Consider the following 12,666-nt stretch of genomic DNA (forward strand, 5'->3'; position numbering starts at 1 on the left):
TCTAGAGCCTTGATAAAAATAAAAGGGGGTTACGGCATGAGCCGTAACCCCCCTTTTCTGTTCGTGTGCCTTTGGTTCAACCCACCTTCAGATTTCGTGCGCCTTGCCGTCACGCATCTCCACAAGCCGTCCCCCGAGTCGTGCCAGGTCAGGGTTATGTGACACCATGACGATGGTGAGACCGGTGTTCCGGTTGAGGTCCTGCAGGATGTCTCCTATTTCCCCCGCCCGCTTCGTGTCGAGATTCCCCGTCGGCTCGTCGGCCAGGAGTATTTCCGGACGGTTCACCAGCGCACGCGCGATGGCAACCCGCTGCATTTCCCCGCCCGAAATCTGCACCGGCAGGTGGTCCATCCGGTGCTCCATCCCGAGCATCGCCAAAAGCCTCTCCACCTCCGCTTCCACCCCTGGCTTGCGGTAGAACGCAAGGGGGAGCGCCACGTTTTCCCGGACGGTGAGTGTGGGAATAAGATAGAAATTCTGGAAGATGTAGCCGAAGACCTCCCGCCTTACCCGGGTGAGGGCCCGCTCGTCCAGTTTCTTCCCGCCGCCGAAAATGCCCCTGCCGGCGAGGTCCAGTTCCCCGGCGGACGGGTTGTCGAGGCAGCCGAGCAGGTTCACCAGGGTTGTCTTGCCGGAACCGGACGGCCCCATGAAGGAGACGAACTCACCACGGCGGATGGCGAGTGATACGCCATCGACAGCCCGGATTTCCTCGCTCCCCCTGCGGTACACCCGGGTCAAATCCCGTGCCTCCAGCACTACCTTCGACTCGGTCGTCATCCGTCCCTCCTGATCGATTCAAGAGGTCGCACCCGTCCGGCCTTCCATGCCGGGTAGAGGCCGCTCAACAGCCCCGCGGCAACGATGCTCCCCAGGGTCAGCAGGGCAAGCCCCCCGTCGATGACCACGAGCCCGCCACTGGGGGCGTACGGAAGTATCCTGCGTACCAGCAGATCGGTGCCCCGGGCGAAGAGCAAGGCGAAGCCTATGCCGGCGACCCCGCCGATACCGCAGAGAATAAGAGTCTCCGTCCAGACCAGGCGGAAGATGTCGCCAGGCATGGCCCCCATGGTCTTGAGGATGCCGATCTCCGGCATCCGTTCCAGGACGGACATGAGGACGGTGTTCACCACGCCGGCCATGGCGATCAGGATGGCGACTATGGCGATGGAGAGCACCATGACCCGGGCGGTGGAGATGAGCTTCATGATCGTCTGCTTGACCTGGCTGAAGCTGACAACCTGCACGTCCTTGAGCTGGTAGAGCTTGTTTTCCAGTTTCGTAATGTCGGCGTCCTTTTTGACCTTGATGCCGATGGTGGTTATCTTGTCGATCTCCGCGATCCGCTGCAATGTCTTCAGCGGGACGAAGATCGTCCCGTCGTCCTGGGTGCCGGTCCGCTCCAGGATACCCACGACCTTGAGCTGGACGTTCTTCTCCGGCACGAGCGTCATGTCCCCCACCTCGCGCTGCTCCAGTTCTGCCGCCTCGTATCCCATCACCACTTCGGCGGCGGAATTGTCGCGGAACCAGCCGCCGCTGCGGAAACGAAAAAACGGCTTCATGGCGGGGTAGCTGTCGGGATCGACGCCGAAATAGCCGGCAATCCCTCCGCTTTCCCCCTTGTTGGGATCGAAGAAGGCCTGCATCAGGATCGGGGTGATCTTGTCCACCTCCGCTTCCTCCATGATGTCGTTTACCATGGACTGTTCCATGTAGCGCAGTCCCGTCCCCCCCTGGAGCATCATGGTGGCCGCCTCGTAGGGGCACCCCTTGGCCATCACCATGAGCTGATACCCCATGTTTTCGATGTCGCGATTCAGGGCCTTCTCGTAGCCGCGGTTGAAGCCGAAGAGGCTTACCAGCACCCACGTGGAGAGCATGATCCCCACGAGGGTGAGAAGGGTGCGCACTTTCTTGCGCAGCAGGTTCTTGCAGGCGACCTGAAAGGGAGTGATCATGGTTTCCCGCGCTCCATCGAAAAGACGAATTCATCCATGAGGACGAGGTTTTTCTTGAGGCCGCGAAGCACGCCGTAGTAATCGGTGACCATGTCGGGTGCGGGGTTGGCGATCTCGGCAATCCTCCCGGTCCCCTTGCCGCTCACCGGATCGTAGGAATCGAAATCCCTGATCGACAGGCCGACGAACTTCCTGGCAAACGCGGCATCGCGAAATCTGCCGGCCGACTTGCCGGTTATTTTCTGGATGTAGAACGTCTTGATCCTGCCGGTGAGATCCTGGGCGACAAAGACCTGGATGCCGCCGAACTGCCCTTTCTGGTTCACGCCATGGATGTAGCCGACCTTTTTCTTGTCGCGGTAGATCTCATAGAGGGTGTAGGGGACGTCGATCGGGGCGTAGAGCGCAATGTACGCGTTTCCGAGGCGGTTTTCGATCTTTCTCTGGAAGGGGGCGCCACCCCGTTGCGCGATGGAGAAATAGACCGTCTTGTAGCTCGTCGATTCCGGGAAGAGCCGCGGCACATCCCGGGCCGGGTCGTTCAGGTCGCACCCCACCGCCGCCAGAGCCGGCAGAGGCGAGGTGCACGCCAGCAGCAGGGCGAGGCAGGCGATTTTCATCATGACACTACGCATGTTGACCTCATCGGTGCGCCACCTTCTTCATGGCGCGCCACCGGATAAATTTGTCACTGAATTTCCCAGCCGCTTTTCTTGACCAGTTCCGGCGTGTCGCCGGGGGAAAGCTGGACTATGTAGCACCCCCTGGAAGCATAGCGATGGCCGGCGGCAAAGCTGATCTGTCCATAGACGGGATGCTGCTCCTCCATCATCGTCCCGGTAACGTCCAGAAGATTGTCGCGATAGTAATTGCCTTTCAGCTCTATGAGCAGGGACGTCAAGAGCTTTGTCACCGCGTTGGTCTGGCTCGTTATCATCTCCACCTCGTTTTTGAGGGGGATGTCCGCCTGTCGCAGGGTCTTTTGCGCATCGCCCTGCAGCTGCGGTTTTCCCATGCCAGCGGTGGGGAAAAATGAGTAGGGGTAGGTAAGGTAGGTGAAGTCCCGTACTGATTTCTTCAAGCTCCAGACACTCTCCCCGAGGTAGCGGGCAGAGAGAAAAACCATCGCCGGCCGGCCGTCGTGACGGGCGAGCCACTCCAGCGCGGGGATTGCCGCGGCGTCATCCCAGATGACCAGAACGGCGGTAGTGTGGCTGGCAAGCAGCCGTTGCAGGAAATCGCCGTCCAGCACTTTTCCCCGGGGCAAGGACACCGTCACCGGCGCCTTGTGCCCAAGACCCTGCCACGTCTGCTGAAAACCTGCCGCGAGGGCTGCTGCTTCCGGTGAATCCCGCACCACCTGGACAACCGGATGTTCTCCCGGCAGATCCGCCGTGTTGTTTAGATAGCGGGCGGCGCCTTCTCCCTCCTGGTAGTATCCCTTGGATGCGTAGAGCGTGTACCAGTCGGTATCGGAAATCACCGGAACGTCGGTGTTGGGGAACAGGCACGGAATCCCGTTCTCCTCGCAGAACTGGTGAACGGGTTGCCATTGGCCGCTGACCATTCCCCCCAGCAGGGCAAATACCGGTTCCTTGCCGTTGTATGCCTCCAGCTGGCTGCGCCACGTCTCCGGTGGGCCTTTCAGTATCCAGCGTGAAAGGGAGGTCGTCCTGGTTGCCAGTTCCTTTGAGCCGAACATTTTTTCCGCCATCCGGCGGTACGACCCTTTGCTCCGGGGATCGGCGACGGCCCGTACCTGGGTGTTCCGCGAATCGAAGTAGGCGTCGAAGGCAGCGAGCATTGCCGTGCTCTTTTCAGGGGGGATATCCTCGGATATCACGGTGGCGAAGCGAATGGCTGTATCGCTCACGCCGGGGGAGAATTGTGCGGAGAGGGATCTGAGGTAGGCTACGAGAACCCGGGCATCCTGGTCGTCGAGAAGGTAGCGGGGCATCACCTCACTCAGGACCCGGCCTTTGGGATCGCTGCCGGTTCGAAGCACCTCGATCAGGGATTCGTCGGTATACGCCGGGCGAAGGGGGGGCTGTGCGCTCAGTTCAAGCCCCCGGTGGAGTACGGGGCGCGGCTTGAAAAGCTTGGCGCCGTTGGTGGGAGGGGTATAGACCCCCTCCTCGAAAGCTCCGAGCCCGCTCCGCAGATGGCAGCTGACGCAGGCAAAGGTCATGCCGGGGACCGCACTGTCTCCTTTGATGGAGACGCGCAGCGGCTTCCCCGACGGGAGGATCCCCTCGCGGTAGATCCGTTCCCCCAGCCGGAGCGTCTCCTGGGAAGCGACAGCAGGCGCAGGCGATGGGGACACTTCTGCCGATACGGGTGACGCCGAAAGGGAGGTACAGCAGATCACGACGGTTGCAAGGAGCAGGGCGAGGCCGCGTTTCTTCAGTCGCTTCATGGGATCTCCATCTCCCGAGACCCGTGTCCCGGGCACTGAAAGTAATGCTACAGATCGAAAAGGTAGGCGCCGCGAAAGACCGTTTTCCCCTTCTTCTCGAACGTGAACCTGATTTCCCAGTCCCCCGGCATGACGAGATGGACCGGGAGGAGATACACCCCTTTGGCGGAGAGGGAGAAATCCTTGTTCCCCATGGCGTGGGCTCCCCTCATGGAGGGCATGTCCGCGTCCCCCTTGATGGTGAACGAGGTGTCCCGCTGCCCGTCGCGGGTGAAAACTTCCACCCGCATTATGGCCATGCCGATCTTCGGCTGCTTGTCGAAGCCGAAGGTAAAGTAGTGGCCGGCGTCGATCGGCACCTTCGTTCCCGGCTTCGGAAGGGGCTGGTACACGCCCTGCGCCGTGGGAGGAGGCGCGGCGAGGGCCAACGGAGGGACCGCAACTCCCAGGCAGAAAAACACCATCAGAACCCCTAACAGATGCCTGATCATAACCACTTCCTTTTTTCAGTAAGGTACGAACCGTTTTAAGCCCGGGATCAATGATGTGCCGCGCCTTCCTGCTGCTTGAGCCGCTTCATTTTCCGGAATTCGCGGATCATTTTCGTATCCTGGTACATGTCGTCATAGGCCGCTTTGATCGCTGCGTCGAAACTGGCAATGGTGCCGCCGTTTGCCTTGACGAACCGCTCAGCCGCCTCCCGGGAGGCAAAGGCCCACTTGGCATGGCCGGTCATTACCCCTTTCTTGCTGCCGCCTATCACCCAGACGGCTTTTTCGGCATCGATGAGCTCTTTGCTGTCGTAGTCGGCGACGCTCACCATGACCGGCATCCTGTCGATGGTGTTGGCCAGTTCAACCGATGTGCAATGCAGGCTGCAGGTGGCGACCCGCGAGCCGTCCTCATACTCGATGAGCATGCGGCTGTGGCTGAACGTTCCCCGGTTCATGCCGCAGTGGTGGCACGCGGGGGATTGTACCACGTCGGCCGGCGGGGCTGCCAGCGCTGCCGGCGCCGTTGCCAGGCAGAGCCCGACGAGCAGTAGAAAAATGCGCATAACGTCTCCTTTTCGTCTCGGGGATTCGGGAGCGTCAGCAGCTTGCAGACTGCCGATGCCCCTCATGCAGTGTTCATTGGCGAGGCGAGGATGCCCGACTCGTCCTATCCTCGCCAGGGACAGCTCAGCGGGCCTTGGCACGGTTCGGAGTCGTCGTTTCCGCATGAACTGTATCCTTGGACCACCATGCCCTTTTCATGCTCACTGTCGATGGAGGGGGCGACGTCGGGTGGCTGCATCTGCACCGTCGGCATTTCACCGACGATCACCAGGGTTTTCTGCCCCACCAGCACGTCGACCATTTTCTTGCGCGCTCCGGCAAGAAGCCTCTGCACCGTCCCCCGGGAAACGCCCATCATCTCACCGGCCCGCTCCTGGTGGAGATCCTGGCCGTCGCAGAGGTAGAACGCCTCCAGTTCGTCGCGCTCCAGCGCAACGATCTCCATATCCCTGAGCGGCGTGCCGGCCGGGTTGAATACCCGGCCCACATTCCCCCGGAGAGGGCAGGTACAGGTACGTGTCTTTTTCTTGCGTGGTGACATGACGCCCTTTGCGCAGGATTAGTGCCGTCGTGGTCTCCTGTATAAAATGTGCGTATGCACAATTATGCACAAGGAGGTATGAATGTCAACTCAAGCCCGGCATATCGCCAGGGCGGGTCGAGGTGCACGACAGAAGCCATCCTCCACTCCTGATTGACGGTTACTTGATCTAAGTCAAAGCCAATTCCGGCCTCGATGGTAATCTGATGTCACCGGATAGTTTGAACAAATGGTTGTGCAGCAGGTTGGTTGCAACCCGAGAAAGGATATGTATGCGTCTCATCACCTGCCATGGTTTCCGACTGGGTCTTGTCATGGCCCTTCTGCTCCCGATGCCGGCATGGGCCATCCCCGCCATCACCTGCCACTGTTTCACCGACCGTTCCTATGACCCGGCGCACCCCACGGTGGCCGATCCCTATTTCCTGGCCACGACCCAGAACTCGTTTTTTGCCGCAGCCTTCGGTGTCGAGAAAAAAACCATCGTGGTCAAGAAGCAGAAAGGGAACTCTGCGGATGACCTGTGGGTAGCCTACTGGCTGGCGGCAAAGTCCGGCGCCGACCCGGAGTCCCTGTTGCAGGAGCGCAAAGCCAAAGGGGCCTGGCGGCAGGTGGCAGCCCCGCTGGCACTTCCCGCCACGTCACGGGGAGGCAGGGTTGTTGAGGCACTGAAGGCCAATGCTGCTGATGACCGCCTGGCCAATGCGGTGGTCGACGAACTGCTGCTGCGCTTCCGTTTTTACGGCGAACCGGAATTGGCGGCACTTCGCAAGGCCGGCGCCGGAAACCAGGAACTGATCATGACGGGCCTGATAGCAGCAAAGACGCGTCAGCCGGCAACTCAGCTCTATCGTGATGTCAAAGGGGGGGGGACGAGTTGGGGGGGACTGCTGCAGCGGGCGAAGGTGGAGCCGTCGGAAATCCAGTCCGAGGTTGCTGCCCTGGTCAGGGCATCGAGTGAATCCCGGTCAAAATGATGAACGTATGAGCCTTGCACGGCGGCGGGCAATGTCTCGTACATGAAGCTTCAGTGCAGGCAGCTTGAATATATCCGGCTGCAACACACGAGGGGCCAGGCATACGCCTGGCCCCTCGTGTCGTTTGCGTGAGCCCCCCTCATTCCGTGCAAAGCTGCAAGGATGCCTGTCGGGGCTAAGCGGTTTCTATCTCGAAGCGGCGGTGGTCTGGATGGTGACAGAAAAATTTGTCGCGTACGAAAATGGCATGCCGGCACTGGGGATCCTCAATCAGGCACCGGGAGAATTTAGGGCCCAAGGGAAGGGCACGGCATTCATCTGTCTTTGGTTCAACTACGCGGCGCTGAACTCGTGATGCTGACATTTTAGATCCTCCTGAATTATCGCACGTTAATATAATGCTTTTAATGCGCCCTGTAAACAAAAAATCCGGAAAATAGTTTAAACTTACGGATAACGTTTGAGCAGGAGGCACGAGGGGATATGCAGAAACTTCCCGACCCGAAGATATGTCGCACCCGCAGGTTATTCGAGACAGGATACTTCCTCTGCCTGGTTGATGATCCGGGCACCTGCCCGCAACTGAACATCATCAGGGGCACCTTTATCTGCAATCATCATTTCCGGAGGAATTTCTCAGAAGAGGCTGATGTCCGAAGGGCAGGGAATGAGTCCAGACAGTAACGCTACCCTTTACCAAGGAGAGCAATGCTTCAGGGGGGTAGGCAAGAGGCCTGACCCCGTTTTGCTCTTGAAAGGGTTCAGCATTGACAGAACCGCCATGCCTGGGGTATTGTATTCAAAAATATGAATATTGCGGGAGGAGGATGAATTATGCCGCTGTTCGAGTATACGTGCATGGCATGCGGATGCCGCTTTGAAACATTGCAAAAAGCCGATGTTGCCTATCAAACGGAGTGTCCCTCATGCGGCTCCGTCGAGGTTAATAGGGAACTGTCGACCTTCTCGTCGGTGGGGAATCCGGCATCGGCAGCCGGCTGTTTCAGCGGTGGCTGAAGGGTCTGACGACGCCAGGTCGGCGTTGTGACGAAAACAGAAGTTGACTCGATGGGGGGCATCTTGAGAACGGTTTTGCTGGTGATCGCATTTCTGGTTATCTGGTTTGCACTCATAGCCATGGTACCACGGTTCCGGGCCCCCACCTGAAGGTCCGATGTCCGCGACCTCGGGGACCGGGGTACTATCGGCAAACAAGCAGTTCTCTGTCAGGGGAACGGATGACGGTTGACGAGCGTATTGCTTAACGCGGCTGGAAGGAGGTTATCGCCATGATACGGGCAATCCTTGTGGGTATCATGATCGCGGGAGCAGCGATCACCGTCGAGGCTTCGGACAGCTGCATCGAGTGCCATGGCAATCGTCAGCGGATGGAATCCCTGGGATATGGCCACTTTACCATGAACAGCAAGGAGGTGGGGGCGCAGACGCGCATGCCGGCCACCTGCAGCGAATGCCACCTGGGGAACCCGGTTGCAAAGGAGAAGGAGGGAGCCCACAGGGGAATGGCCCGCCTCCTCGTCGTGGGGAAGAAAGGGTTCACGGTCATCACGTCGGCCCGGCGCTACCCGCTCGAATATGGCACGAACCCCATGAACCGCCTCTATACCGTTGCCGGCAAGGATGGCATGCCGGTGAAGGACACATCGGTGACCGCCATCTCGTGGCACGACAAAAGAGTCGACACCCTGAGCCAGGACTTCGAGGTCATGGGGAAGACCTGTGGCGCATGCCACCGGAAGGAGTTCGAGGAGTTCTCCCGCAGCACCATGGCGATCAACGGCAAGCAGAGCCAGTACAAGGGGTGGATTACGCCCGAGCGCGGTCCCCACAACTGCGGCCCCTGGTTCGAAGGGAACTTCGGGGCGCTGCAGGCAAACACCCAGCTCCCCCTGTCGCCAGAGGGTAACCGCATCAACCAGAAGGCCTGCAATACCTGCCATGTGGGCTGCCTGGACTGCCATTTCAATCCGCAAAAGAAAAATAACGCCGACCCCTCCCGCGGGCCCCACACCTTCGTGAAAACCCCGCCGTCCGAGAGCTGCTATGGCAACGGCCGGGCCTCCATCTGCCATGCGGGGCCCGAGGACCGGCGCCGGGGGGCGGGCTATTTCGGTGGTTCGTTCTCCTTCCCCGAGGGGAACGAGCCGGATGTCCACCTGAAGGCCAGGGTCGGCTGCCTCGACTGCCACGAGAGCACGAAAAGCAACCCCGCCATCGGCCACGGCATGGTCAAACGGCAGGCCCAGGACTCGTGCGGGCGGTGCCATCCCGAAGCGGTGAAAACCCACGCGACGTCCCGGCACCGGGATCTCTCCTGCGAAGCGTGCCACATTCAAAAGGTGGCCGGCTACCAGGGGACCTACTGGGGACCGGGGAAGATCGCGGGAACGGCGACCCCCTATTTCAAGTACAAGGCCTATTACGGCTACATGCCGGAGCCGGTCCTGATCAAAGACCAGAAGGGGCGCTGGATACCGGTCAAACCGTTCCCCATGGCGGTCATGAACCAGAAAGGGTCCCCCTTCACCCCCGGCCTGCACTGGCGCTATCCGTCCGACCTTCCGGAGCTGAAGCGGACGGACGATGCCTGGGGCTATGTGGGGCTGCTTGACGGCCTGCCGGAGAACAACAAGGCGCTGCTCTGGATCCAGATGGACAAGATGTCACACAAGCTGGGGAAAAGCCGCTCCTGCGATTCGTGCCACGGCTCGCCGGACGGCGCCCAGTTGCAGAAGGTCACCTGGGAATACAGCGATCCCGGCGCAATGCCGTTCAACGGCAGCCACGAGGTGCTCGCCGACCGCAACGGCCTGTTCATCAAGGGAATGCGGTCGGAGAAGATCGAGCCGGAACAGGGGTATTCCCTTTCGGCGTTCGCCCCGTGGGTCTACCTGAAGGACGCATGGCGGATCGGAGGGGACTTCTCCCTGCCGGTCATCAAGGACAGGAAACGGTACGAGACGTTCAGGGACAGTCCCGATACCAGGGAAAATGCCGGAATTATGCACCACTGACGCTCGTAACCGTCGTGAGGCCGGTTCTCCAGGCAGTACAAGCTATTTCATTCCCTACGGAGTACGATAATGTTCTGCCCCACCATGCTCAGGCTGCGGGAGCTCTACCGCACCGCGGCGCTCCTGGCGCTCATCACCATCTTCTACAATATCGCCGAAGGGGTAATCTCTGTCTGGCTCGGCGCCGCCGACGAGACTATCTCGCTTTTCGGCTTTGGGCTCGATTCCTTCGTGGAGGTGATCTCCGGCATCGGTATCTGGCACATGGTCCGGCGGCTCGGTCACGGGGAGACGGCAGACAGGGACCCCTTCGAGCGGCGGGCCCTCACGATAACGGGGGGAGCCTTTTATCTCCTTGCCGGCGGGCTGCTGGCGACGGCAGTCATCTCCTTTTTCGAGCGCCACCGGCCGGTGACCACCACCTGGGGGATCGTGGTCGCCCTGGTCTCCATTGTCGCCATGCAGGCGCTCATCCACTACAAGGTCAAGGTGGGGACCGCTCTCAACTCACCCGCCATCCTGGCGGATGCCGCCTGCACCCGGACCTGCCTGCAGCTCTCCGTGGTGCTCCTGCTGGCCAGTGCCGGCTATACCCTGACCGGCATCGGCTGGCTCGACTCGATCGGTTCCCTCGGCATCGCCATCCTCTCCTTCCGCGAGGGAAGGGAAGCGTTCCAGAAGGCCAGGGGACTCGCCTGCTCCTGTTCCTGCTCCGGGAACTGCGATACGGTTTCCTGAAGGTATTTTTCCTCCCATCTATGACCTTTAAGCAGAAGCCGATGAAAGGATTGCACCATGGACTGGAATGAACGGTACAGTGAACCGGGCTTTGCCTACGGGACGGCACCGAACGAATTTCTCGCCTCCGTGGTGGACCGGATTCCGAAAGGAAAGATTCTTTCTCTTGCCGAAGGGGAGGGGAGAAATGCCGTCTACCTGGCATCGCGCGGATATGAGGTGACTGGTGTGGACGGCTCGGCAGTGGGGCTCAGCAAAGCCCGGGAACTGGCGATCCAGCGGAACGTCACCCTTGCCACCATCCATGCCGACCTGGGCGAGTTCGTGATAGGGCCGGAGGAGTGGGACGGCATTATCGCCATCTACTGCCACCTCCCGTCAGCCATCCGCATTCCGCTTCATCAGGCTGCTGTCAGGGGGCTGAGGCCCGGCGGGGTCTTCGTGCTGGAGGCGTTCAGCAAGGAGCAGCTTGCCTATGGCACCGGCGGCCCCCAATCCCTCGACATGCTCATGTCGTTGGATGAGCTGAAACGGGAGCTTGCCGGACTGGAATTGGTCCATGCCGTCCAGGTGGAACGGGACGTGCTTGAAGGGCGCGGCCATACGGGGCTGGCTTCGGTGGTGCAGATCCTGGGCGTCAAGGTATGTGAGCTGTAACGCGGAGTCGCATCGCCCGTGGAGGAATGTTGTGACGGACATGAGAGGTGGGAATGGCCTGTCGATTGCTGGATTGCTGTCAGCTTTTTAAGGATCTGGAGAGTTTTCCCCGGACAGCGGAGTACATACGGGAGAAACTGTGTCTCGGTGATTATGAATCCTGCAGCAGGTTCAGGATGTTCAAAGGATATGAGGGGAAAGACCCTCTCTTGTATCTTGATCCCGGCGATGAGGAATCGGTGAAAAATGTCATACGATGTCTGCAAAACAAAGAGGAGTCCGGCGGCGACTGATCTGTTGCAGATTGCCGCAAACAGCCCACAGTAACGGGAATACCATATGATTCCGGACCCTACGGACCAGTACATCACAACTATTCTGTCCCAGTGCGACATACGCGGCACGGAGCTCCTCGAAATAGGGTGCGGCAAGGGGAGGATCACTCGCGACCTGGCGCGGCATGCCGGGCGGGTTGTGGCTGCCGACCCTGATGGAACCTCGTTGAAACAGGCCCGGGCCGTCGTCGTGGCGGACAACGTGCAGTTCATGCATGCGCCGGCAGGGGTGCCCGATCTCCCCCCTGGCAGCTTCGACCTGGCCATCTACACTCTCTCCCTCCACCACGTTCCCGTCGAGGAGATGCCTGGCAGTCTGCGGAAGGTGGCTTCTCTTCTTCGGAAAGGGGGAGTAATCGTGGTTGTCGAGCCTGGGGACGGTGGCTCCCTGACTGAGGCTAAGGAGCATTTCGGAGCGGGGAGCGGCAATGAGCGCCCTGCCAGGGAAGCGGCGATTCGTGCCATGCACGCCCTGGAGGGGTGGACGGTTGGAGAGACGGTCCAGTTCCGGACCCTGTTCCTGTTTGCCGACGACGATGATTTCTTCGCCAGCATGCTGCCGGGCTGCCGACAACAGCCGGAATCTTTCCAGGTGGAAGTAAGGGCGTTTCTCGACCAGCACCGGACCGGCAACGGAATTTTTCTCGATGCCGACCGGCGACTGAATGTGCTGCGACCTTGTGGAAATGGAGAGTGTGCGTGAGAACTCTGCTGGACTACAAACTGCTCATCCCGCTGGTGCTGCTTCTTGGCTTTGCACCCTTCTATCCCCAACCCCATATCGTGGAAAAGCTCAGGATGTTGCTGTCGGGCACGCTGAAAAGGCCGATAGATATATTTGATCTCGTTTGGCACGCCTGGCCCTTTGTATTGCTGTTATACCGGGTAGGGCGGGACATGGGACAGCGAACGGGATAGTTCCCCTCTTTTTATTACAGTCTACGA

Annotated in this window: 14 protein-coding genes; 7 read left to right on the forward strand and 7 right to left on the reverse strand. The window is 60.0% G+C overall.

Annotation, left to right across the window (positions count from 1 at the left end; all coding sequences use genetic code 11):
• Nucleotides 1-87: 87 nt before the first annotated feature.
• The 7 genes from KI810_RS03185 to KI810_RS03215 all read right to left on the reverse strand — a co-directional run bounded on the left by KI810_RS03185 (nt 88) and on the right by KI810_RS03215 (nt 5,979).
• Complete coding sequence (locus tag KI810_RS03185) at nt 88-783, reverse strand: ABC transporter ATP-binding protein (protein ID WP_246525126.1); 696 nt, start codon at nt 781-783, stop codon at nt 88-90.
• Nucleotides 780-1,964 carry an ABC transporter permease gene (locus tag KI810_RS03190; protein ID WP_214174018.1) on the reverse strand — a complete coding sequence of 395 codons (1,185 nt, stop codon included), beginning with the start codon at nt 1,962-1,964 and terminating at the stop codon, nt 780-782. The genes KI810_RS03185 and KI810_RS03190 overlap by 4 nt, the downstream gene beginning before the upstream one ends.
• Complete coding sequence (locus KI810_RS03195) at nt 1,961-2,599, reverse strand: hypothetical protein (RefSeq protein WP_214174019.1); 639 nt, start codon at nt 2,597-2,599, stop codon at nt 1,961-1,963. The genes KI810_RS03190 and KI810_RS03195 overlap by 4 nt, the downstream gene beginning before the upstream one ends.
• A 53-nt stretch (nt 2,600-2,652) precedes the next feature.
• Nucleotides 2,653-4,380: an ABC transporter substrate-binding protein gene (locus KI810_RS03200; RefSeq protein WP_214174020.1), complete on the reverse strand. Its 1,728-nt coding sequence runs from the start codon at nt 4,378-4,380 to the stop codon at nt 2,653-2,655.
• A gap of 47 nt (nt 4,381-4,427) precedes the next feature.
• Nucleotides 4,428-4,871, reverse strand: coding sequence for a hypothetical protein (locus KI810_RS03205; protein ID WP_214174021.1), 444 nt, complete (start codon nt 4,869-4,871; stop codon nt 4,428-4,430).
• Nucleotides 4,872-4,918: 47 nt separating this feature from the next.
• A complete protein-coding gene (locus KI810_RS03210; RefSeq protein ID WP_214174022.1) occupies nt 4,919-5,437 on the reverse strand; it encodes a nitrous oxide reductase accessory protein NosL in 519 nt (172 codons plus the stop codon).
• A gap of 104 nt (nt 5,438-5,541) precedes the next feature.
• The gene (locus KI810_RS03215) at nt 5,542-5,979 is read right to left on the reverse strand and encodes a DUF134 domain-containing protein (protein ID WP_214174023.1); all 438 of its coding nucleotides are present in this window, start codon (nt 5,977-5,979) and stop codon (nt 5,542-5,544) included.
• Nucleotides 5,980-6,251: 272 nt separating this feature from the next.
• Between KI810_RS03215 and KI810_RS03220 the strand changes: the two genes are divergently transcribed.
• The 7 genes from KI810_RS03220 (at nt 6,252) to KI810_RS03250 (ending at nt 12,639) form a co-directional block, all read left to right on the forward strand.
• Nucleotides 6,252-6,956, forward strand: coding sequence for a hypothetical protein (locus tag KI810_RS03220; protein ID WP_214174024.1), 705 nt, complete (start codon nt 6,252-6,254; stop codon nt 6,954-6,956).
• An 858-nt stretch (nt 6,957-7,814) separates the two neighbouring features.
• On the forward strand, nt 7,815-7,973 hold the full coding sequence (locus KI810_RS17515; RefSeq protein WP_343213468.1) for an FmdB family zinc ribbon protein: 159 nt from the start codon (nt 7,815-7,817) through the stop codon (nt 7,971-7,973).
• Nucleotides 7,974-8,245: 272 nt separating this feature from the next.
• Nucleotides 8,246-9,991: a cytochrome c3 family protein gene (locus KI810_RS03230; RefSeq protein ID WP_214174026.1), complete on the forward strand. Its 1,746-nt coding sequence runs from the start codon at nt 8,246-8,248 to the stop codon at nt 9,989-9,991.
• Between the two features lie 69 nt (nt 9,992-10,060).
• On the forward strand, nt 10,061-10,729 hold the full coding sequence (locus KI810_RS03235) for a cation efflux transmembrane domain-containing protein (protein ID WP_246525128.1): 669 nt from the start codon (nt 10,061-10,063) through the stop codon (nt 10,727-10,729).
• Between the two features lie 57 nt (nt 10,730-10,786).
• Complete coding sequence (locus tag KI810_RS03240; RefSeq protein WP_214174027.1) at nt 10,787-11,386, forward strand: class I SAM-dependent methyltransferase; 600 nt, start codon at nt 10,787-10,789, stop codon at nt 11,384-11,386.
• 339 nt (nt 11,387-11,725) lie between these two features.
• Nucleotides 11,726-12,424 (forward strand): class I SAM-dependent methyltransferase, encoded by a 699-nt coding sequence (locus tag KI810_RS03245; RefSeq protein WP_214174028.1) that lies wholly within the window; start codon nt 11,726-11,728, stop codon nt 12,422-12,424.
• Nucleotides 12,421-12,639 (forward strand): hypothetical protein, encoded by a 219-nt coding sequence (locus tag KI810_RS03250; protein ID WP_214174029.1) that lies wholly within the window; start codon nt 12,421-12,423, stop codon nt 12,637-12,639. The genes KI810_RS03245 and KI810_RS03250 overlap by 4 nt, the downstream gene beginning before the upstream one ends.
• Nucleotides 12,640-12,666 lie beyond the last annotated feature (27 nt).

The organism is Geomobilimonas luticola (assembly GCF_018476905.1).
Lineage (GTDB): Bacteria > Desulfobacterota > Desulfuromonadia > Geobacterales > Geobacteraceae > Geomobilimonas > Geomobilimonas luticola.

What these genes read in the sequence shown, in the direction of transcription:
- KI810_RS03235 (WP_246525128.1), top strand. Translation starts at nt 10,061, where the DNA reads ATGTTCTGCCCCACCATGCTCAGGCTGCGGGAGCTCTACCGCACCGCG.
- KI810_RS03230 (WP_214174026.1), top strand. Translation starts at nt 8,246, where the DNA reads ATGATACGGGCAATCCTTGTGGGTATCATGATCGCGGGAGCAGCGATC.
- KI810_RS03185 (WP_246525126.1), bottom strand. Translation starts at nt 783, where the DNA reads ATGACGACCGAGTCGAAGGTAGTGCTGGAGGCACGGGATTTGACCCGG.
- KI810_RS03200 (WP_214174020.1), bottom strand. Translation starts at nt 4,380, where the DNA reads ATGAAGCGACTGAAGAAACGCGGCCTCGCCCTGCTCCTTGCAACCGTC.
- KI810_RS03190 (WP_214174018.1), bottom strand. Translation starts at nt 1,964, where the DNA reads ATGATCACTCCCTTTCAGGTCGCCTGCAAGAACCTGCTGCGCAAGAAA.
- KI810_RS03195 (WP_214174019.1), bottom strand. Translation starts at nt 2,599, where the DNA reads ATGCGTAGTGTCATGATGAAAATCGCCTGCCTCGCCCTGCTGCTGGCG.
- KI810_RS17515 (WP_343213468.1), top strand. Translation starts at nt 7,815, where the DNA reads ATGGCATGCGGATGCCGCTTTGAAACATTGCAAAAAGCCGATGTTGCC.
- KI810_RS03205 (WP_214174021.1), bottom strand. Translation starts at nt 4,871, where the DNA reads ATGATCAGGCATCTGTTAGGGGTTCTGATGGTGTTTTTCTGCCTGGGA.
- KI810_RS03240 (WP_214174027.1), top strand. Translation starts at nt 10,787, where the DNA reads ATGGACTGGAATGAACGGTACAGTGAACCGGGCTTTGCCTACGGGACG.
- KI810_RS03220 (WP_214174024.1), top strand. Translation starts at nt 6,252, where the DNA reads ATGCGTCTCATCACCTGCCATGGTTTCCGACTGGGTCTTGTCATGGCC.
- KI810_RS03245 (WP_214174028.1), top strand. Translation starts at nt 11,726, where the DNA reads ATGATTCCGGACCCTACGGACCAGTACATCACAACTATTCTGTCCCAG.
- KI810_RS03210 (WP_214174022.1), bottom strand. Translation starts at nt 5,437, where the DNA reads ATGCGCATTTTTCTACTGCTCGTCGGGCTCTGCCTGGCAACGGCGCCG.
- KI810_RS03215 (WP_214174023.1), bottom strand. Translation starts at nt 5,979, where the DNA reads ATGTCACCACGCAAGAAAAAGACACGTACCTGTACCTGCCCTCTCCGG.